At 59.9% G+C, this 18,320-nt stretch carries 19 protein-coding genes; 14 read left to right on the top strand and 5 right to left on the bottom strand.

Going from position 1 to position 18,320, the window contains the following annotated elements:
• The first annotated feature begins 93 nt into the window (after positions 1-93).
• Both EV281_RS07595 and EV281_RS07590 read left to right on the top strand, forming a co-directional pair.
• A complete protein-coding gene (locus EV281_RS07595; protein WP_132652442.1) occupies positions 94-612 on the top strand; it encodes a glycosyl transferase in 519 nt (172 codons plus the stop codon).
• Positions 613-791: 179 nt separating this feature from the next.
• Positions 792-1,106, top strand: a complete 315-nt coding sequence (locus EV281_RS07590; protein ID WP_132652440.1) for a hypothetical protein — start codon at positions 792-794, stop codon at positions 1,104-1,106.
• 114 nt (positions 1,107-1,220) lie between these two features.
• Here the strand turns inward: EV281_RS07590 and moaB are convergent, their stop codons facing one another.
• The 4 genes from moaB to EV281_RS07570 all read right to left on the bottom strand — a co-directional run bounded on the left by moaB (position 1,221) and on the right by EV281_RS07570 (position 5,708).
• Positions 1,221-1,772, bottom strand: a complete 552-nt coding sequence (gene moaB / locus EV281_RS07585; protein WP_132653209.1) for a molybdenum cofactor biosynthesis protein B — start codon at positions 1,770-1,772, stop codon at positions 1,221-1,223.
• On the bottom strand, positions 1,772-2,665 hold the full coding sequence (locus EV281_RS07580; protein ID WP_132652439.1) for a 4-(cytidine 5'-diphospho)-2-C-methyl-D-erythritol kinase: 894 nt from the start codon (positions 2,663-2,665) through the stop codon (positions 1,772-1,774). The genes moaB and EV281_RS07580 overlap by 1 nt, the downstream gene beginning before the upstream one ends.
• A 6-nt stretch (positions 2,666-2,671) precedes the next feature.
• Positions 2,672-4,504, bottom strand: a complete 1,833-nt coding sequence (locus tag EV281_RS07575) for a tetratricopeptide repeat protein (protein WP_132652437.1) — start codon at positions 4,502-4,504, stop codon at positions 2,672-2,674.
• Between the two features lie 187 nt (positions 4,505-4,691).
• Complete coding sequence (locus EV281_RS07570; RefSeq protein ID WP_132652436.1) at positions 4,692-5,708, bottom strand: polyprenyl synthetase family protein; 1,017 nt, start codon at positions 5,706-5,708, stop codon at positions 4,692-4,694.
• A gap of 109 nt (positions 5,709-5,817) precedes the next feature.
• On the opposite strand from EV281_RS07570, the gene EV281_RS07565 reads away from it, so the two are divergent.
• Entirely contained in the window at positions 5,818-6,045 is a 228-nt protein-coding gene (locus EV281_RS07565) for a DUF2007 domain-containing protein (protein WP_132652434.1), read from the top strand.
• Positions 6,046-6,049: 4 nt separating this feature from the next.
• Positions 6,050-6,838 carry a methyltransferase gene (locus EV281_RS07560; protein WP_132652433.1) on the top strand — a complete coding sequence of 263 codons (789 nt, stop codon included), beginning with the start codon at positions 6,050-6,052 and terminating at the stop codon, positions 6,836-6,838.
• Here EV281_RS07560 and EV281_RS07555 read toward each other — a convergent pair.
• On the bottom strand, positions 6,835-8,178 hold the full coding sequence (locus tag EV281_RS07555) for an Nramp family divalent metal transporter (RefSeq protein WP_132652431.1): 1,344 nt from the start codon (positions 8,176-8,178) through the stop codon (positions 6,835-6,837). The two genes, EV281_RS07560 and EV281_RS07555, sit on opposite strands and share 4 nt — an antisense overlap.
• Positions 8,179-8,371: 193 nt before the next feature.
• Here EV281_RS07555 and EV281_RS07550 point away from each other — a divergent pair, with 193 nt between their 5' ends.
• The 10 genes from EV281_RS07550 to EV281_RS07505 form a co-directional block, all read left to right on the top strand.
• Positions 8,372-9,232, top strand: coding sequence for a S49 family peptidase (locus EV281_RS07550; RefSeq protein WP_132652430.1), 861 nt, complete (start codon positions 8,372-8,374; stop codon positions 9,230-9,232).
• Positions 9,233-9,248: 16 nt separating this feature from the next.
• Entirely contained in the window at positions 9,249-9,440 is a 192-nt protein-coding gene (locus EV281_RS07545; RefSeq protein ID WP_132652428.1) for a hypothetical protein, read from the top strand.
• A gap of 135 nt (positions 9,441-9,575) precedes the next feature.
• Positions 9,576-10,511, top strand: coding sequence for a glycine--tRNA ligase subunit alpha (locus tag EV281_RS07540; protein ID WP_184327379.1), 936 nt, complete (start codon positions 9,576-9,578; stop codon positions 10,509-10,511).
• Complete coding sequence (locus tag EV281_RS07535) at positions 10,508-11,059, top strand: AAA family ATPase (RefSeq protein WP_132652424.1); 552 nt, start codon at positions 10,508-10,510, stop codon at positions 11,057-11,059. Before EV281_RS07540 ends, EV281_RS07535 begins: the two co-directional genes overlap by 4 nt.
• A 61-nt stretch (positions 11,060-11,120) precedes the next feature.
• Positions 11,121-11,672, top strand: coding sequence for a LemA family protein (locus EV281_RS07530; protein WP_132652423.1), 552 nt, complete (start codon positions 11,121-11,123; stop codon positions 11,670-11,672).
• Between the two features lie 83 nt (positions 11,673-11,755).
• A complete protein-coding gene (locus EV281_RS07525; RefSeq protein WP_132652421.1) occupies positions 11,756-13,027 on the top strand; it encodes a 3-phosphoshikimate 1-carboxyvinyltransferase in 1,272 nt (423 codons plus the stop codon).
• A 36-nt stretch (positions 13,028-13,063) separates the two neighbouring features.
• Entirely contained in the window at positions 13,064-14,998 is a 1,935-nt protein-coding gene (locus EV281_RS07520) for a DUF2207 domain-containing protein (protein WP_132652419.1), read from the top strand.
• 104 nt (positions 14,999-15,102) lie between these two features.
• A complete protein-coding gene (purD, locus tag EV281_RS07515; RefSeq protein WP_132652417.1) occupies positions 15,103-16,374 on the top strand; it encodes a phosphoribosylamine--glycine ligase in 1,272 nt (423 codons plus the stop codon).
• A 209-nt stretch (positions 16,375-16,583) separates the two neighbouring features.
• Positions 16,584-17,033 carry a plant virulence effector HPE1-like domain-containing protein gene (locus EV281_RS07510; protein ID WP_132652416.1) on the top strand — a complete coding sequence of 150 codons (450 nt, stop codon included), beginning with the start codon at positions 16,584-16,586 and terminating at the stop codon, positions 17,031-17,033.
• Positions 17,034-17,396: 363 nt separating this feature from the next.
• A partial coding sequence (locus EV281_RS07505) for a cache domain-containing protein (protein WP_132653208.1) occupies positions 17,397-18,320 on the top strand: 924 nt, incomplete at its 3' end.

Here is an 18,320-nt window from a genome sequence, read left to right as displayed (position 1 = left end):
ATTAAATTCCTATCGACAAAATGAGAACAATGCAAGAACAAAATGAGGAAAGTCCCGCTGGCAAAATTTTGTGCGGCGCTCTATAAACAGGCAATGTTGACTGTCGTTCTTGAATGCCAGGATCAGGAACCTGAACTGGCCCAGACTTTATCCGTATTGGTGGCAGGCGCCGTGGAAGGCCTCGTCAGCGACGTGGTCGTGCTCGATCATGGCTCGCGTGACGGCACCTCGCGGGTGGCGGATGCTGCCGGCTGCCGTTTCCATTCGCAATGGGATATCAAGGACATCGTTCGTTCGGCACGTGGTGAATGGCTGCTCTTCGTCGAGCCGGGCGCGAGGCCGCAGGCAGGATGGATCGACGAGATCCTGGAATATGTCGCACTAAATAAAGTGCCGGCGCGTTTCACTGCCTCCCGTGGCTATCGCCGCCCGTTCCTCCAACGCGTCGGCCGTACCAGACCGCCGCTGGAACTCGGTTTGCTGATGCCGAAGAAGCTTGCACTTGCCACGGCAAAGAGCGGTATGCGGCTTGCCGAATTCACCAAGGGGCAGAAGCCGCGCCAGCTTTCCAGTGAGTTGATTCCTTCCTGGGTCGCCCGCGCGGCGCGCTAGCTCCTGCACCTCCAGACATGCGTAAAGATGGCGCTCAATAAAATTTCGCGCTATAATTTGAACACGGCGCCGCCGAAGCGCCTCGCTTCGTAGCGGATGGCCAATGAATGCCGGAGGACGGCAGAACAGGTCAGCGAGAATCTCCTTTCTGTCGGGTCACCGGCGAAAGGAGGTGCGTCATGCTAAGCAATATGATCCATGGTCTGTCGGCCGTCATATTGTCGATATCGATGATCGCGCATCCGCATCGGGCAGCATCGCAGATGATGCACAGTTGCGCAGGCCGATCTGAGATCGTCAATTTCCTGGACAGCAACTTTGCTGAAAAGCTCACGGCAGTTGGATTGATCAACCAGAACGCCATTCTTGAAGTTTATGCCGCCAAGAGCGGTACATGGACGCTCGTCATCACGGATGTTCACGGCATAAGCTGCGTGCTGCTGTCCGGTGATAGCTGGGAGACGCTGCCCACGCTGCCGGGCCTTGCGACTTAGAGCGCAGTGGGTCCGGCGCACTGCGCTCTACGCTTTGAATCTACACATCAGGCTTTCCGAAAATCGATTCCGATTTTCAGGCCGATGCGCAGAGGATATCGCTCTTTAGCCAGCCTACTTCGTCGCGCCACGCTTCAGGTGCTCGTCGAGCCGCGGCATGATCTCCACGAAATTGCACGGCATATGGCGATAGTCGAGCTGCGCCTTCAAGATACCATCCCACGCATCCCTGCATGCGCCTGGCGAGCCCGGCAGCACGAAGACGAAGGTGGCATTGACGACACCCGCCGTGGCGCGTGACTGGATCGTTGAAGTGCCGATCTTGTCATAGGAAATACGGTGGAACACGGCCGAAAAGCCATCCATCCGTTTTTCGAAGAGCGATTCTAGAGCGTCGGGTGTCACGTCCCGGCCGGTAAAGCCAGTCCCGCCCGTGGTGATGACGACATCGATCTCCTTGGCTTCCGTCCAGGCGCGCACACGTGAGGCGATCCTTTCCCGGTCGTCAGGCACGATATCCCGATCGATCAACTGGTGTCCTGCCTCGGCGATCCGGGCTGCGAGCGTATCGCCGGATTTATCGTCCGCCAGCGTGCGCGTATCCGAAACGGTCAGCACCGCGATGCCGAGGGGAATAAAAGCTCTTGTTTCATCCAGGCCTGCCATCATGCACCTCCCGCGAAAGTCTCAGTCGCCTGGAAATACCAGTCCGGGCGGGCGGCGTGAAGGCGCTCAGCCGCGCGGAGTGCAGCGACAGGCGTTTCAAAGATGCCGAAACAGGTTGCGCCCGAGCCGGACATGCGTGTGAAATATGCGCCTTCGGCCGTGAGCATGTCTGAAATCTCGGCGATTTCGGGAACGAGTTCCCGCGCCGGCGGCTCGAGATCGTTGCGTGTCGCCCGTATGGCTTCCATCCAGTGCAGCGTCCTGGTCAGGACCAGCGGAGGATTGTTCTTGATGGCAAGCCGCCGGAAAACCTCGGGCGTGGAAATGCCTTTCAGCGGATTGGCGAGCACCATGGCGAAAGAGGGCAGCGCATCGGCGCTCTCCAGCTCCTCGCCGATACCGCGGGCGATCAGCGGTGCGCTCCTGAGGCACATCGGCACGTCGGCCCCGAGCTTCAGCGCAAGCAAGGAGACCGTCTCAGCCGGAAGCGCCACATCCCAGAGGCGCATCAGCCCGCGCAGCGTCGCTGCCGCATCGGCCGATCCCCCGCCAATGCCAGAGGCAACCGGCAGGTTTTTTTCCAGATGGATACGAACGGGCGGAGCGACCCCTGCCGCCTCGCGCAGCAGATCGCGGGCCTTCAGGACCAGATTGGTGCCCGGATCATCCGCCAGCACATCGGCAAACTGACCGGAAAGCGTGAAATCATCGGTATCGGCGAGGGCAAAACCCAGCCGGTCGCCATGTCGCGCAAATGTCACCAGCATTTCGAGAAGGTGATAGCCGTCAGGCCTCTGGCCCGTCACGTGCAGGGCCAAATTGATTTTTGCGCAGGCATTTTCGGTAACGGCGAAATCGCCGTATCCGGAAAGGAGCATGCCCGTTTCAGGCATGCGACCTCAGGATTTCTTGTCGACCGGCGGCGGTGCTGCCGGCTGCGGGTCGGGCTGCTTCTTGTCGACGGTCTTGGAGTCGTCATCCTGGGTCGGCAGGCCGCTGGCGATCTTCTCCTTGATCTTCGGGATCTCGGCTTCCTCGGGTTGCGAGGCGAGCGCTCGGTTCCACTGATAGACGGCTTCCAGCTTACGGCCGACGCGCCAGTAGGCGTCGCCGAGATGGTCGTTGATCGTCGCGTCACCGGCCTTGATCTGGGCTGCTCGCTCCAGCTCTTCGACAGCATCGTTGTAACGGTTAAGGCGGAAATAGGCCCAGCCGAGCGAATCGATGATGTAGCCATCATCGGGGCGCAGTTCGACGGCCTTCTTGATCATCTCAAGACCCTCGTCGAGGTTGCGGTTCATGTCGATCCAGGAATAGCCGAGATAGTTCAGAACCTGCGGCTGGTCGGGATTGAGGTCGAGTGCCTTGCGGAAGTTCGGCTCCGCCTGATCCCATTGCTTCAGCCGCTCATAGGCAATGCCCCGCTGGAAGAAGACGCTCCAGTCGGCGCGGCCCGGCAACGGACCGATCACCTCGACAGCCTTGTCGTAATTATCGGCCATCGCCCGATAATCCTTGGCATCGGAAAGCACGCTGCCATAGGCGAGGTAGCTGCGGATATCCTTCGGGTCGGACGTAATCAGCGCCTGCAGGTGCTTGCGGGCCTCGTCCACCTTGCCGCCCTGGGCAAGCGCCAGGCCGAGCTGCAGTTCGGAGATGCGGCGCATCGGCGAATTCGCCGGCACCTTCTGATAAAGCGCGATCGCGCGGTCCATCTGGTTCTGCTTTTCCGCAATGCCGCCGAGCAGGACAAGCGTGTCGGCGCTGTTCGGATCAAGCGCATTGGCCGTCTGCAGATAGAGCGAGACGATGTCTTCAGCGCCGTCGCGGTTCAGCGCGCCGCCAACCGAGAACAGCACGCCGGCCGCGCCCTCTTCGGCGCTCTTGACCTGCTGTTCCTGCTTTTCGCCCTTCTCGATGCTGTCGCGCAGTGCATTCAGCGGTGCGTAGTTCGGAAGCAGATTGTCGCCGACCGAGACGGCGTCGAGTGCCTTCTGCTTGTTGCCCTGCGAGGCTTCGAGGCGGGCAAGCGCCATGATGGCGCGCATGAACGTATCAGGGGCGGTCGCGCCGCCTTCCTTGTCCAATACGGCATCGTTAAGATGCTGACGGGCGGATTTGACGTCGCCGTTGACGATGGCGATCGCACCGGCATTGTAATTCTGGAAGATGCGGACCCAATCCGGGCCCTTCATCTTCTCGACCATGGTGAGCCCCTCCTTGCCGCGGCCGGCGCCGACCCGCGCCCAAGCCAGCAGAAGGTCGTTCATCATGCGGTCGAGATCGTTCGGACCGTCATATTTCAGGATCGATTCCGCCGTCTTGAATTCGCCGCGGCGCATCGCATCCATACCGCGCACGATCGTGGTGATGCGCTCGACGGTCGGGTCGCCCTTCAGGTCGTTGGCATATTTCACGCCGTCCTTGATATCGCCGTTGAGCAGTAGCGAGATCATCAGGCGCTGACGGATTTCCGGATTGCCCGGTTCGATCTGCAAAGCTTTCTTGTAGAGCTCGATCGCGGTCGGATAGTCGTGGTCCACATCGGCTGTGCGGGCAGCGAGGAACGCGCCCGAGAAGGTGGAAACGCTGTCCGGATCGAAGGTCACGGCCTTGCCGGCATCGTCAGCCTTGGCCGCGTCTTCGGCGTTCACACCGCCGATTCCACCGAGCGAAAGGACCGCCGCCAGGGCTGCGCTCGAAAGGAGACGGGTGACAAATCTCTGCCGCATTAGAAAACCTTTCTTCAGGGACGGCCGGCTGAATGCGCCGGCCGCAAAATCAGTTGCAAACACTGATTCACAACAGGATGGCTTTTTTGAAGCGGCCCTGCAAGAAATTCAGCCCTCGTTCAAAGACGTTTGATCATGCATGCGCGCAAAAGTGCGCAGCGATTTTTGCGATGACGGCACCCGTCAATTAGTTCACGCGCTCGATGCAGAAGTCGATGACTTCCATCAGGGCCGATTTCCAGGCGGTATCGGGCAGAGGTGCGAGTGCATCCCGTGCGATCGTACCGTAGTGAACCGCGCGCTGGATCGTGTCGTTCAACGTGCCATATTTGGTGATCAGGCCGAGGGCCTTTTCCAGATTGGCATCGCTGCTGTTGCCGCCTTCGATCGCATCGCGCCAGAAGGCGCGCTCTTCCTGCGTGCCACGACGATAGGCGAGGATGACCGGAAGGGTGATCTTGCCCTCGCGAAAGTCGTCGCCGACATTCTTGCCGAGATCGGCAGCCTTGCCGCCATAGTCCAACGCATCGTCGACGAGCTGGAAGGCGAGGCCGAGATTCATGCCATAGGATTTCAGCGCGTTGCGGCCGGACTTGTTGGTCTCTGCAACGATCGGGCCGACTTCGGCGGCGGCGGCAAAGAGTGCTGCCGTCTTGGCGCGAATGACGGAGAGATAATCATCCTCGGTCGTTTCCATGTTCTTGGCGACGGAAAGCTGCAGCACTTCGCCCTCGGCGATCACGCAGGCCGCAGAAGACAGCACGTCGAGCGCTTCAAGCGAGCCGACTTCGACCATCATGCGGAAGGCCTGGCCGAGCAGGAAGTCGCCGACAAGAACGCTCGCCTGGTTGCCCCAGATGGTGCGGGCTGTTGATTTGCCGCGGCGCAGGTCGCTTTCGTCTACTACGTCGTCATGCAGGAGCGTTGCCGTGTGCATGAACTCGACCGAGGTCGCGAGCTTGATATGATTTTCGCCCTTGTAGCCGAAGAGCGAGGCCGCAGCGAGCGTCAGCATCGGCCGCAGGCGCTTACCGCCGGAGGAGATGAGATGGTTCGCCACCTCCGGGATCATCTGCACATCGGAGCCGGCCTTGGAAAGGATAAGCTGGTTCACCCGCTCCATATCAGCCTTGGTGAGGTCCACCAGCGGCTTGATGGAAGCCAATTTGTTTTTGCTTTCTTCTAGCGGTATGACCACGCCCAACGACCCGGACTCCTGTTCATTCATTGCTTTTGACAATAGAAAGGGGCGATGGAGGCGGCAAGGGGTGAATTGTCGCTGCGGGCAAATTCGGAAGGGAAAATAACGGCAAATGCATGAACTTATCCGCGCGAACGATCCCGTCCTGCTCTCATTTGCCGAGAGCCTCATGAAGGATGCGGGAATTGCGTGCTTCATTGCCGATCAGGGCATGAGCGTGCTCGAGGGATCGCTCGGCATGCTGCCGCGCCGGCTGTTGGTCGATGAAGAAATGGCTGAGCGCGCGCGCCGCATTCTGATCGATGCCGGTCTCGGCGACGAGCTTCGCGAGCGGAAGTGAAAATATGTCGCAGGCCGTGACCGACACCATAGATGCCTTCTATCGCGGCCTCTTCCGTATCGTTCAGCCAAAGGGCAGGGGACATCGCGCCGGCATGGATGCCATGCTGCTTGCCGCTCTGGTTGCCGACGATCGCCCCATAAAAGTGGCCGATCTCGGGGCCGGTGCAGGTGCCGCCGGCCTTGCCGTTGCCTCCCGTCTGCCAAAAGCTCAAGTCGTGCTCTTCGAGCGTTCGGCAGAGATGGCCAACTACGCCCGCCGTAGCATCGAATTGCCTGATAATGCTCATATGAGCGGCCGTGTCTCGGTCGTGGAAGCTGATGTGACGCTGACCGCCAAGGCGCGCAATGACGCCGGACTGATCGACGAGAGCTTCGATCACGTTATCATGAACCCACCCTTCAACGATGTCGGCGATCGCAAGACGCCGGATGCGCTGAAGGCCGAGGCTCATGCCATGACGGACGGCCTGTTCGAAAGCTGGATTCGCACTGCCGGCGCCATCATGATTCCGGGCGGTCAATTATCGTTGATCGCCCGGCCGCAATCGATCGCGGAGATCATCGATGCCTGCGGCCGGCGCTTCGGCGGCATCGAAATCACGGCCATCCATCCGCGTGAGGGGAAAAGTGCCGTCCGCATTCTGGTGACGGCGATCAAGGGGTCGCGGGCAAGGTTATCGCTGCGGGCGCCGTTCATCATGCACGAAGAGGGGAGCCACAAGTTCTCCCCTCTCGTCGATGATTTCAACAATGGCCGGGCGGCCTATGCGAGACTTCGCGCCAAGTCCTAGCCGCCGGTCACAAAGTCGAAGAGCAGCTTGACGTTCAGGCCGGCGATGAGCACGGCGATCACATAGGCGATGCCGCTGAGCCATTTCGGTGCTACCAGCTCGCCCATCTTCGCCTTGCTTGCCGTGAACATCACCAGAGGGAAAACGGCGAAGGAGAGCTGCAGGCTGAGCACAACCTGCGTGAGGATCAGCAGTTCCGCTGTGCCTTGATCGCCATACCAGATCGTCACGAAGGCAGCCGGGATGATTGCGATGGCGCGGGTAATCATCCGGCGAACCCAGGGTTTCAGGCGGATTTTCAGGAAGCCTTCCATGACGATCTGGCCGGCAAGCGTGGCGGTAACCGTCGAATTCAGGCCGCAGCAGAGCAGCGCGATGCCGAAGAGCGTCGGCGCAATCGCAAGACCAAGCAGCGGCGACAGCAGCGAATGCGCCTCACCAAGTTCCACCACATCCGTCTTGCCGTTGGCATTGAATGCGGCTGCGGCGAGGATCAGAATGGAGGCATTGATCAGGAGCGCGAAGCAGAGCGCCACGGTGGAGTCGATCGTCGCAAAGGTCAGCGCCTCCTTCTTTTCCGATACCGTATGGCCGTAGGCGCGCGTCTGTACGATGCCGGAATGAAGGTAGAGATTGTGCGGCATCACGGTCGCGCCGAGAATTCCGAGCGCCAGATAGAGCATTTCCGGATTGGTAACGACCTCGGGCGTGGGCAGGAAGCCTCTGATGACGGCGCCCCATTGCGGGTCGGCAAGAAAGATCTGAACCGCAAAACAGAGCGCGATGATGCCAAGCAGCGTGATGATGAAGGCCTCGATCCAGCGGAAGCCGAGCCTCTGTAAGAGAAGGATGAGGAAGACATCGAGCGCCGTGATCAGCACGCCGATTTCGAGCGGGATGCCGAAAAGCAGGTTGAGGCCGATCGCAGTGCCGATCACTTCGGCAATATCGGTGGCGATAATGGCAATTTCCGCAAAAGCCCAGAGCGGTACAGCCACATAGTTCGGATAGGCGTCGCGACAGGCTTGCGCCAGGTCGCGGCCGGAACCGATCGCAAGACGTGCGCAGAGCGATTGCAGTACGATCGCCATCAGGTTGGAAAGCAGGGCTACGGTCAGCAATGCATAGCCGAATTTCGATCCGCCTGCGAGCGAGGTTGCCCAGTTGCCGGGGTCCATATAGCCGACCGCAACCATGTAGCCAGGGCCGAGGAAGGCCGCTGCGCGCCGCCACGCGGAGCTGTGCCGTCCCGTACCAACCGTACGATAGACGTCGGAGAGCGAGGCTTCCTCGCGTTCGGTCCGCCAGCCGCGCTTTGCCTTCGGATTTACGATGTCCATGCGATTTTCACCTGTCTAGCCATGCTGGCACTATGCCCGATTAGAATGATAATGCAAGTCATTCGCAATAAGAAAATGGAGGCGGGATGTTTTGGAAACGTAGCCATTGCGTTTGTCATCGCAACGCATACATGCAATGCCCTTGTAATGTGCATGTGCATGCTGACGCCGCCGATCATGGTAAGGAAGAGAAATGGCTGGATTTTTGAGAAAGCTGATGCCGAAGCGGTTTCGCAAGGATGGGATCGTCATTCCCGTCGTTCGGCTGCAGGGCGCAATCATCAGCGGTGGCGGCCAGTTCCGCCCGACCCTCAATCTCGCAAATGTCGCGCCGGTCCTTGAAAAGGCCTTCTCCATGAAGGAGGCGCCCGCCGTTGCCATCTCCATTAATTCGCCTGGTGGTTCGCCCGTCCAGTCCCGCCTCATCTTCACCCGTATCCGCGAACTGGCGCGCGAAAAGCAGAAGAAGGTGCTGGTTTTCGTAGAAGATGTCGCAGCGTCCGGTGGCTACATGATCGCGCTGGCGGGCGATGAGATCATCGCCGATCCGACTTCCATCGTCGGCTCGATCGGCGTCGTCTCGGGCGGTTTCGGTTTTCCGGAACTCTTGAAGAAGATCGGTATCGAGCGCCGCGTTTATACAGCAGGTGAGAACAAGGTGATCCTCGATCCTTTCCAGCCGGAGAAGGAAAAGGACATCGAATATCTCAAAAGCCTGCAACTTGAGATCCATCACGTTTTCATCTCTATGGTGCGGGAGCGTCGCGCCGGCAAGCTGACGGACGATGCGACCGTGTTCTCCGGCCTCTTCTGGAGTGGCACGCGCGGTCTGGAACTCGGCCTTATCGATGGGCTCGGCGACATGCGCCAGGAACTGAAGAAACGCTACGGCCAGAAAACAAAGCTGCAGCTCGTTACGGCCACTCGCGGTCTGCTCGGCCGCCGTATTCCAGGCGTCTCGCAGGTCTCGCTCGAAGGTGCGGCCTCCGGTCTCGCATCAGGGCTTGTCGAAGCGGCAGAGGAAAGAGCATTGTGGAGCCGCTACGGGCTTTGACGGGAGAGACGAGGGGATGGCACAGCTTATTACGTTATTGATCCTCGTCTGCGCGGCCTGGTGGCTCTATCGTCGCTTCGTCTCCGACGCGCAGAAACTTGCCGAGCGCTCCCGCCGGGCTCAGAAAGAGCGCAAGACGGGTGCCATCGGCACGTTGGTGAAGGATCCGGCGACGGGAGAGTATCGCCTGAAGCGGGAAGACGAGTAGAGCATAGCGAAACGGCGTCAAGCTTTCCGGCGACAGGGCGCAAAAGTCTTGACCCCTGCGGCGCTGCGTGGCACCTGTCGCGCTCATATTCCAAGCAATCGGTGCCATTCCATGTCTGCAGCCATTCCTGACCACATGAACCCGAAGCGTTCCTTCCAGGCGCTGATCCTGACCCTGCATAACTACTGGGCGGACAAGGGTTGCGCGGTCCTGCAGCCCTATGACATGGAAGTGGGTGCCGGCACCTTCCACCCGGCCACGACGCTACGCGCGCTTGGGCCCAAGCCTTGGAAGGCAGCCTACGTTCAGCCCTCCCGCCGTCCCTCCGACGGCCGCTATGGCGAAAACCCGAACCGCTTGCAGCACTATTATCAGTATCAGGTCATCCTGAAGCCGAACCCGCCGAACCTGCAGGAGCTCTATCTCGGCTCGCTCGCCGCCATCGGGCTCGATCCGCTGCTGCACGATATACGCTTCGTTGAGGACGACTGGGAAAGCCCGACGCTCGGCGCCTGGGGCCTTGGCTGGGAATGCTGGTGCGACGGCATGGAAGTCTCGCAGTTCACTTATTTTCAGCAGGTCTGCGGCATCGAATGCTCGCCGGTCGCCGGCGAACTGACCTATGGTCTCGAGCGTCTCGCCATGTATGTCCAAGGCGTCGACAATGTCTACGACCTGAACTTCAACGGCCGCGAAGGCGACGAGAAGATCAGCTACGGCGATGTCTTCCTGCAGGCGGAGCAGGAATATTCTCGCCACAACTTCGAATTTGCCAATACCGAGATGCTGCATCGCCACTTCATCGATGCCGAGAAGGAATGCCAGGCGCTGCTCGCCGCCGGCGCGCCCGGCGATAATGCCAACCAGCGCCTGCACAAGTGCGTCTTCCCGGCCTATGACCAGTGCATCAAGGCCAGCCACGTGTTCAACCTGCTCGACGCGCGCGGCGTGATCTCCGTCACCGAGCGCCAGAGCTACATCCTGCGTGTACGCACCCTCGCCAAAGCCTGCGGTGAAGCATTCCTGCTGACGGATGCCGGCGGCGTCAACTTGTCGAAAGAGGCCGCGTGACGCAAAAACCTGCCAGCCGCATAGTTCATATCAACGGCTGGCCAGGCACTGGGAAGTTGACCATCGGCCGCTCGCTGGCGAAAAGGCTCGGCGCGCGGCTCATCGACAATCATATGCTGCTTAATCCAGCCGAAGCTCTTTTCGCCCGCAGCAATCCTCTACATGCATCATTGCGTGAGCAGATTCGACGAGCGGTTTTCGACCATGCCGTGCGTGCCGATCCGGCTGAAAGCTTTGTCTTTACCGATGCTCTTGCCGATGACGAGCATGATAGGGCGACGTTCTCCTGGTATCTCGATTTGGCTGCCGCTAGAGGCGCGGATCTGGTCGCGGTTCTTCTCGATTGCGCGCCGGAGGAGAACGCCAGACGCCTTGTCTCCCCCGGCCGTTCAGAGGCGCTCAAGCTGACGGATACGGCGAGGCTGCAACAGCTCCGGGCAAACTATAAACTGTTGCGCGGACTGGCTGAAAACACAGTCGAAATTGATACGACGGAGCTTTCGCCGGAGCGGACGGTGGCCCGAATTCTCGCGCATATCGGCGTTTGACGACAGCCGGGAAACCTGCGAAGTCTTTGCGTAAACGCTACTTTGTTGCAGGGGATTCGCGATGTATATCGCTCTTGGCGTCATCGTTCTGATCGCGCTCTACGTCATCTTCATCTACAACGGTCTCGTCCGTTCACGGCAGATGGCTGAGGAAGCCTGGTCCGGTATCGATGTGCAGCTGAAGCGCCGTGCGGACTTGATCCCGAACCTGATCGAGACCGTCAAGGGCTATGCCGCCCATGAAAAGAGCACGCTCGAAGAGGTCGTCGAACTCAGGAACAAGGCGCAGGCCGTCCCTTCAGGCGATGTAGCGGGCAGGGCGCAGGCGGAGGGGCTGCTCGGTCAGGCGCTTGGCCGGGTGATGGCGCTTGCCGAAGCCTATCCCGATCTGAAGGCCAACCAGAATTTCTCCGAACTTCAGGCCTCGCTGGAAACGATGGAAAGCGAAATCCAGATGGCGCGCCGCTATTATAACGGTGCGGCCCGTGACCTGAACGTCAAGGTCCAGAGCTTCCCGTCTAACCTCATCGCCGGCCAGTTCGGTTTTGCCAAGCGCGAATATTTCGAAATCACCAACGAGGCCGATCGCGCCGTGCCATCCGTCAAGTTCTGACCTTTGTCTTTGCCCAAAAGCTGCTATGAGCAGTCCGACATGGCCGTGCGCGGCCGCTGCAATGGACAGAAGAGACAAGCGCAATGAGTAAAGCCAAGCTCACCATCATCCCGCCGGGCAAGCCGCTCACCGGTCGTGCCGTGGTTCCGGGCTCGAAGTCGATCACCAATCGCGCGCTGCTGCTGGCAGGTCTTGCCAAGGGCACGAGCCGGCTGACCGGCGCGCTGAAGAGCGATGACACCAAATATATGGCCGAGGCGCTCCGTGCCATGGGTGTGCAGATCGATGAACCCGATGAAACGACCTTTGTCGTGACCGGCAGTGGCAAGCTTTTGCCGCCGAAAGCTCCGCTGTTTCTGGGCAATGCCGGTACGGCGACGCGCTTCCTGACGGCGGCGGTCGCTTCTGTCGACGGTACGGTTGTGGTCGATGGCGACGAGCACATGCGCAAGCGCCCGATCGGCCCGCTGGTCGCGGCCCTCAAGTCGCTCGGTCTCGATGCCGAAGCACCGACAGGCTGCCCACCTGTGACCGTGCGCGGTAACGGGCATTTCGCCTCGGGCCGTGTCGAGATCGATGCCGGACTTTCTAGCCAATATGTTTCGGCCCTTCTGATGGCAGCACCGCTTGCCAAGCAGGGCGCCAATGCGACGCTCACAATCGCGCTTGCTGGCACGGATATCGGCGCGCGTGGTTATGTCGATCTGACACTTGCCGCCATGAAAGCGTTCGGCGCCAAGGTGGAACAGCTCGATGCCGCGACTTGGCGCGTTGAGCCGACCGGTTATATCGCAGCCGACTTCGTCATCGAGCCGGATGCGTCCGCCGCAACCTATCTCTGGGCGGCCGAAGTGTTGAGCGGTGGCAAGATCGATCTCGGCGTCGAGAACGAGGCCTTCACTCAGCCGGATGCCAAGGCCTATGAGACCATCGCCAAATTTCCGCATCTGCCGGCTGAAATCGACGGCTCACAGATGCAGGATGCCATCCCGACGATTGCCGTTCTCGCCGCCTTTAATCAGACTCCGGTCCGCTTCGTCGGCATCGCCAACCTGCGCGTCAAGGAATGCGATCGCATCCGCGCGCTGTCCACGGGGCTGAACAATATTCGAGGAGGCCTGGCGGTTGAGGAAGGCGACGATCTGATCGTCCATTCCGACCCCGCGCTCGCCGGCCAGACGTTACCAGCCGATATCGACACCTTTGCCGATCATCGCATCGCCATGAGTTTTGCGCTCGCCGGCCTGAAGATCGCCGGCGTTACCATTCTAAACCCTGATTGCGTCGGGAAGACCTTCCCGGCCTACTGGCGCACGCTTACAGGGCTGGGGGTTGCCTACAAGGACGAAGCCTGAATCGAGTCAAGGCGAAACCGCAAACGGGGAGGGCACATGGTCCGGCGGTTTTTCGGCATTTATTTCGTACTGCTGTTGGTAATGGCTGCACGGCCGGCAATCGGTGCGGAGTTCATCGCTTCCTTCGATTCCGCCATCCAGTTGGAAAAGAGCGGGGCGATGACGGTGGCCGAAACGATCACCGTCAATGCCGAAGGGGACCGTATCCGGCGCGGCATCTTCCGCGATTTTCCGCTGACCTTCGTCGATCAGAGCGGCCGACGCCGTAGCGTCGATTTCAGCGTCGTCTCGGTAAAGCGGGACGGTCGGGACGAGCCCTGGCATACGGAATCCATCTCCGGCGGCATTCGCATCTATGCCGGCTCAGAAGACGTGACGATTTCTCCCGGCCGCCACCGATATGTCTTCACCTACAAAACGAACCGTCAGATCCGTTATTTCGACGATCATGATGAACTCTACTGGAACGTGACCGGCAATGGCTGGATATTCCCGATCCGCTCGGCTATCGCGACCGTCACCTTTCCGCAGGGGGTGACGCCACTGGATGTGACGTTCTTCACGGGGCCTCTCGGGTCCAGAGACAGAAATGCCCGCTCAAGTGTGGAGGATGGCCGTCTGGTCGTCGCGACTACCGCGCCGCTCGGCGCGCAGGAGGGCCTGACCTTTGCGGCGAAACTGCCGAAAGGCGCGATCGATCCGCCAAGTGCTGATCAGCAAAGCTCCTGGTGGTTCAGAGACAACCGAGATTATTTCATCGGCTTCGGCGGTCTCATCCTCGTCTTCCTCTATTACACGCGCTCCTGGCTGAAGGTCGGCCGCGATCCGGCCCGCGAAATCGTCGTACCGCGCTGGGATCCGCCAAGCGGCATCTCACCTGCGCTCGTCAATTACATCGATAACAGGGGCTTTTCCGGCGGTGGCTGGACTGCGCTTGCGGCGACGGCGCTCGATCTTGCCGTTCGCGGTTATGTCAGGCTCGAGGATCTCAGGGACTCGATCATCATCCGCCGCGCCGACAAGCCGCTTGGCAAGGAGAAGTTTCAGGCAGGCGAGTCGGAGCTTCTGAAAGCTGTCGGTGGCGCCGGCGATACGCTGGTCATCGACAAGGCAAACGGCGAAAAAGTCAAATCAGTCGGCCAGACGTTCCGCTCCTCGATCGAGCGGGAACACCGCGGCAAATATTACAATTCCAATACCGGCTATATCATCGGCGGCGTGGTGCTGAGCGCCGTCGCGCTGGTTGCGCTTTTCGTCTTCGGCTCTCTGGAGCCGGATACGATCGCACTGATGGTCGTCCCGATCGGCATATCCGTCTTTCTCTCCATTTTCGTCGCAGGCTTCGTTAAGGCGCTGCATCGCGGCTCGCTTGTCGGCAAGATTTTCGCGGTCATCGCTATTGCGATGGCCGTTTTCGTGGGTCTCAGTATCGTTTCCACCGTCGTGCTGGCACTTGCCTCATCGCTAATGGAATTCCACGAAACGCCGATGCTCTTCGCCGTCGGCGGCATCGTTCTCTTCAACATCCTCTATTTCTTCATTATGGGCGCGCCGACGCCGCTCGGCGCCAAGATGACAGCTGGCGTCGATGGCCTCAGGCAATATCTGACGCTCGCCGAAAAGGACCGCATGAACATGGCGGGCGCGCCGCAAATGTCGCCGCAGCATTTCGAAACCCTGTTGCCCTATGCCGTGGCGCTCGGTGTCGAAAAGCCGTGGTCACGCACGTTCGAGACATGGCTCGCTGCAGCCTCGGCGGGTGCAGCCGCCGCCGCTTATAATCCGGGTTGGTATTCCGGCAATTTCAACAGCGGCAGTTTTTCGGATCGTATTGGGGGTTTCTCGTCGTCGATGGCCTCGACGATCGCCTCCACCATTCCGTCGCCGCCGCCCTCCAGTTCGTCCTCGGGTTTTTCAGGCGGCGGTTCGTCTGGCGGAGGCGGCGGTGGTGGCGGAGGCGGGGGCTGGTAAGCATTCTTGCTTGACCTTTCGGGCCTTCCCGCTTAACCGCCAAACCAGCAGGCTAGGCCAACAGGCTGGGCCAACAGGCCAGACCAGCAGGAAGGGGATCGGGCATGAAGGTTCTGTTGATCGGATCTGGAGGACGCGAGCACGCGCTCGCCTGGAAGCTGGCGCAATCGCCGCTGATGACGGAATTCTATGCCGCGCCTGGCAATCCCGGCATCGCCGAGCACGCGACGCTCGCCGCCCTTGATGTCGACGACCACGATGCCGTTATCGCCTTCTGCCGCGAAAAGCAGATTGATTTCGTTGTCGTCGGACCGGAAGCGCCGCTGGTGGCCGGCATTGCCGATAAGCTGCGCGCAGCAGGCTTTGCGGTTTTCGGCCCCTCAGCCGTGGCCGCCCAGCTTGAAGGTTCCAAGGGTTTCACCAAGGATATCTGCGCCCGCTACAATATTCCGACTGGCGCCTATCAGCGCTTCAACAATGCCCCGAAAGCCAAGGCCTATATACGCGAGGAGGGCGCTCCGATTGTCGTTAAGGCCGATGGTCTCGCTGCCGGCAAGGGTGTCACGGTCGCCATGACGCTGGATGAGGCGCTGGCCGCGGTGGACGATTGTTTTGAAGGCGCGTTCGGGGAGGCTGGCGCCGAAGTCGTCGTCGAAGCCTATCTCGATGGTGAAGAGGCGAGCTTCTTTTGCCTGTGCGATGGCAAGAGCGCGCTGCCGCTGGCAACCGCACAGGACCACAAGCGCGTCGGCGAGGGCGATACCGGCCCGAACACCGGTGGCATGGGCGCCTATTCGCCGGCTCCCGTCATGACGGGCGAGATGACCGAGCGCACGATGAAGGAAATCATCGAGCCGACCATTCGCGGCATGGCCGAAAGCGGCCATCCGTTCACCGGTGTCTTTTTCGCCGGGCTGATGATCACCGCCAAGGGGCCGGAACTCATTGAATATAATGTCCGCTTCGGCGATCCGGAATGTCAGGTGCTAATGATGCGGCTGAAGAGCGATCTGCTGCCGCTGCTGTTTGCCTGTGCCAATGGCACGCTGGATCAAGTCAAGGCCGAATGGACCGATGATCCGGCGCTGACAGTCGTCATGGCCTCGAAGGGCTATCCCGGCTCCTATGAGAAGAACACGCCGATCATCGCTCTGCCGGAAGCTGGTGAAGGCGAGAAGGTGTTTCACGCCGGCACAGCGCTGAAGGATGGCGCGCTTGTCGCGACCGGCGGCCGCGTGCTGAACGTCACGGCGACGGGCCGGACCGTTGGCGAGGCGAAGGACCGCGCCTATACCCTGCTGGACCGCGTAAAATGGGAAAACGGCTTCTGCCGTCGCGATATTGGCTGGCGCGCGGTTGAACGCGAGAATGCATAAGAGCGAGGCAGGCAATTGCCTGTTTCGTTAAATTTTTACCCTTTCTTCTGACAGGATGGAAACAAAGCTGCGCTAATCTGGCTCTCAGTGCATTGGATCGAAAAGTGTGGAGCAGTTTTCGGATAATCTGATGCTCAAACAAAAAGTTGAGAGCGGTGGACGCGACCCGTTTTTCGGTGCGCCGCTCCCAAGGGAGACGGAGTAGCTTGATGCGTCAGATTTTCTTCAGTGTGTTGTTCCTGCTGGCTGCCGGTTCTGCCATGGCTTCGTCGATCGAGGTGATCGGGCCGAGCAAGCCGAAGGAAGCAGGCAGCATCGTTACTGAAAGCTGCACGCATTGCCCGCCGCTTCAGGCAGAAGTCTCCAAGAAAGACTACGCGGTGCCGGAACTGCGGCCTGGCACTTTCCAGCAGGCCGAAGTCCGTGATATCGGCGGCGAGAAGAAAATTTATCGCACCGAAAACTGGATGGGCGGTTCTCCTGTCCTCTTCGTCAGCAAAGCCACGCCCGAGCAGATGCTGGCGCTCGCCCCGTCTGCCCCCGCCGAGGGCATCGACAACGAGGCAACGGCGGCCGTGGTTGGCGGTGATGCGAAACCGGTGATGGCTGGCATGCAGGCTTCTCCCCTCGACGCTTCTGCTTTCCAGCTCCGTTTCTGAGCCCCGTTTGGTTGATCAGAGTTTTGGTCGGGACAAAGCTCCGCCAAAGCGGATGCACGCGCTCTTTAAGAGGCGCGGGTGTGTTTTTGATTTTCTAAATAAGTATACCCTAATTTAACTGAATTGCAGTCGGCGATGACTGCAACTTACACAGGTCTGTAAGAACAGACCCGTCAATTTTACTAGGTCCGTCGAGTAGAAGCGACGCATTTGTTAAAAGATAATTTAATCATTCACTTTAATTTTACTTGTCGGGGAACCGGAGGACGCATGACTGCGCTAACTGAGCGCGCGATGCTTCGCGCGCAGGTCGGGAGTTGACCGATCCGGGATATTGCTTTTCACCTTTCCGCGAGGTCAACCATGAAGAAGCTCAAGATTGCGCACCAGCTCTTTGCGCTGGTCGGTGTTTTGATGGCTGCATTTGCAGTCGCTACCTACTTTCAGATCCGTACATCCGAACAGGCGATCTATGATGAGCGCTTCGACATGCTTCGCACGCAGGTCGAATCGGGCATCTCCGTTCTCAACACCTTCTATGAGCGCGAGAAGGCTGGCCAGATGACGCATGAGGCTGCCCAAGCCGAAGCCTTCGACATCCTGAAGCGCGTGACCTTCCAGCCATCAGGCTATCTCTTCGGCTTCGACTATAACGTCATCCAGGTCTTCCATCCGAGCCCGGTCAATCTCGGCAAAGACATGAGCGGCCAGGTCGACAAGACAGGCGCGAAATTCAGCCAGGCCCTTGTCGACCATGGCAAGGCCGGCGGCGGCCGTACCTACTACTACTGGACCAAGCCGGGTCAGCCGGAAGACCAGGTCTTCCTCAAGGGCGGCTATTCGAAGGCCTTCGAACCTTGGAAGATCGTCGTCGGCACAGGCGTTTATCTCGACGACCTGCAGGCCAAGGTCAATGAAACGATGTGGAAGGCTCTCACGGCCTGCGCCATCGTCTTCGTTGGCGGTATCGGCGCCGCCTTCTATTTCATCCGCGGTATATCGAACCCTCTGAAGGACGTTCACAACGCGCTGCAGGCGGTTGCCGAGGAAGACGTGAAGCTTACGATACCGCATACCGGCATGAACAACGAAGTCGGCATGATGGCGAAAGCGACGCAGTCGCTGCAGGAAAAGATCCGGGAGCGTCACGCGATGTCCGATCGCGAGGCTGCCCAGCAGCTGGCTCTCGAGAGCGAGCGCGAAAGCAATCTGCGCCATCAGCAGGACGAAGCTTCGTTGCAGGCCCGCGTCGTCAGCACCATCGGCCAGGCGCTGGAGCAGATCGCC

It is taken from the genome of Rhizobium sp. BK418 (assembly GCF_004341105.1).
Classification (GTDB): Bacteria; Pseudomonadota; Alphaproteobacteria; order Rhizobiales; family Rhizobiaceae; genus Rhizobium.
This window is presented reverse-complemented; position numbering and strand designations above follow the sequence as displayed.

What these genes read in the sequence shown, in the direction of transcription:
- EV281_RS07530 (WP_132652423.1), top strand. Translation starts at nt 11,121, where the DNA reads ATGTATATCGCTCTTGGCGTCATCGTTCTGATCGCGCTCTACGTCATC.
- EV281_RS07580 (WP_132652439.1), bottom strand. Translation starts at nt 2,665, where the DNA reads ATGCCTGAAACGGGCATGCTCCTTTCCGGATACGGCGATTTCGCCGTT.
- EV281_RS07520 (WP_132652419.1), top strand. Translation starts at nt 13,064, where the DNA reads ATGGTCCGGCGGTTTTTCGGCATTTATTTCGTACTGCTGTTGGTAATG.
- moaB (WP_132653209.1), bottom strand. Translation starts at nt 1,772, where the DNA reads ATGGCAGGCCTGGATGAAACAAGAGCTTTTATTCCCCTCGGCATCGCG.
- EV281_RS07540 (WP_184327379.1), top strand. Translation starts at nt 9,576, where the DNA reads ATGAACCCGAAGCGTTCCTTCCAGGCGCTGATCCTGACCCTGCATAAC.
- EV281_RS07550 (WP_132652430.1), top strand. Translation starts at nt 8,372, where the DNA reads ATGGCTGGATTTTTGAGAAAGCTGATGCCGAAGCGGTTTCGCAAGGAT.
- EV281_RS07560 (WP_132652433.1), top strand. Translation starts at nt 6,050, where the DNA reads ATGTCGCAGGCCGTGACCGACACCATAGATGCCTTCTATCGCGGCCTC.
- EV281_RS07525 (WP_132652421.1), top strand. Translation starts at nt 11,756, where the DNA reads ATGAGTAAAGCCAAGCTCACCATCATCCCGCCGGGCAAGCCGCTCACC.
- EV281_RS07575 (WP_132652437.1), bottom strand. Translation starts at nt 4,504, where the DNA reads ATGCGGCAGAGATTTGTCACCCGTCTCCTTTCGAGCGCAGCCCTGGCG.
- EV281_RS07565 (WP_132652434.1), top strand. Translation starts at nt 5,818, where the DNA reads ATGCATGAACTTATCCGCGCGAACGATCCCGTCCTGCTCTCATTTGCC.
- EV281_RS07590 (WP_132652440.1), top strand. Translation starts at nt 792, where the DNA reads ATGCTAAGCAATATGATCCATGGTCTGTCGGCCGTCATATTGTCGATA.
- EV281_RS07555 (WP_132652431.1), bottom strand. Translation starts at nt 8,178, where the DNA reads ATGGACATCGTAAATCCGAAGGCAAAGCGCGGCTGGCGGACCGAACGC.
- purD (WP_132652417.1), top strand. Translation starts at nt 15,103, where the DNA reads ATGAAGGTTCTGTTGATCGGATCTGGAGGACGCGAGCACGCGCTCGCC.
- EV281_RS07545 (WP_132652428.1), top strand. Translation starts at nt 9,249, where the DNA reads ATGGCACAGCTTATTACGTTATTGATCCTCGTCTGCGCGGCCTGGTGG.
- EV281_RS07510 (WP_132652416.1), top strand. Translation starts at nt 16,584, where the DNA reads ATGCGTCAGATTTTCTTCAGTGTGTTGTTCCTGCTGGCTGCCGGTTCT.
- EV281_RS07595 (WP_132652442.1), top strand. Translation starts at nt 94, where the DNA reads ATGTTGACTGTCGTTCTTGAATGCCAGGATCAGGAACCTGAACTGGCC.